Source organism: Alcanivorax jadensis T9, assembly GCF_000756655.1.
GTDB classification, from domain to species: domain Bacteria; phylum Pseudomonadota; class Gammaproteobacteria; order Pseudomonadales; family Alcanivoracaceae; genus Alcanivorax; species Alcanivorax jadensis.
Map to the genome: position 1 here is coordinate 1 of NZ_ARXU01000027.1, position 1,192 is coordinate 1,192.

Genomic DNA, 1,192 nt, shown 5'->3' on the forward strand with positions numbered 1-1,192 from the left:
CGTGGCAAAGGAAAAGTTCGAACGTAATAAACCGCACGTAAACGTAGGCACCATTGGTCACGTTGACCATGGTAAAACCACTCTGACCGCCGCGCTGACCCGCGTGTGTGCAGAAGTTTGGGGCGGTAGCGCCATTGCTTTCGATGGTATTGATAATGCCCCGGAAGAGCGTGAGCGTGGTATCACTATTGCAACTTCTCACGTGGAATACGATTCCCCGACTCGTCACTACGCCCACGTAGATTGCCCTGGTCACGCTGATTATGTGAAAAACATGATCACCGGTGCCGCGCAGATGGACGGTGCGATCCTGGTATGTTCCGCCGCTGACGGCCCGATGCCGCAGACCCGCGAGCACATCCTGCTGTCCCGTCAGGTTGGCGTACCTTACATCGTTGTGTTCCTGAACAAAGCGGACATGGTTGACGATGAAGAGCTGCTCGAGCTGGTGGAAATGGAAGTTCGCGAACTGCTGAGCGACTATGACTTCCCGGGCGACGACACGCCGATCATCAAGGGCTCTGCCCTGAAGGCACTGGAAGGCGATACCAGCGAAATCGGCATGCCTGCCGTGCAGAAACTGGTTGAGTGCCTGGACGAGTACATCCCGGAGCCGGAGCGTGCTGTCGATCAGCCGTTCCTGATGCCGATCGAAGACGTATTCTCCATCTCTGGTCGCGGTACCGTAGTAACCGGCCGTGTAGAGCGTGGCATCATCAAGGTGGGCGAGGAAATCGAGATCGTCGGTATCCACGACACCACCAAGACCACCTGTACCGGTGTGGAAATGTTCCGCAAACTGCTCGACGAAGGTCGTGCAGGCGAGAACGTTGGTGTTCTGCTGCGTGGTACCAAGCGTGATGACGTTGAGCGTGGTCAGGTTCTGGCCAAGCCGGGTTCCATCAAGCCGCACACCAAGTTTATCGCTGAGGTGTACGTGCTGAGCAAGGACGAAGGTGGTCGCCATACTCCGTTCTTCAATGGCTACCGTCCGCAGTTCTACTTCCGTACCACCGACGTAACGGGTGCTTGTACCCTGCCGGAAGGTACCGAAATGGTAATGCCGGGCGACAACGTGCAAATGGACGTTGAGCTGATCGCTCCGATCGCCATGGAAGACGGCCTGCGCTTCGCTATTCGCGAAGGTGGTCGTACCGTTGGCGCCGGTGTGGTTGCCAAAATCACCGAGTAA

1 protein-coding gene is annotated in these 1,192 nt (G+C 56.9%); it reads left to right on the plus strand.

Annotated elements, in window-relative coordinates:
• The first annotated feature begins 1 nt into the window (after position 1).
• Entirely contained in the window at positions 2-1,192 is a 1,191-nt protein-coding gene (tuf, locus tag T9A_RS16495; RefSeq protein ID WP_035250768.1) for an elongation factor Tu, read from the plus strand.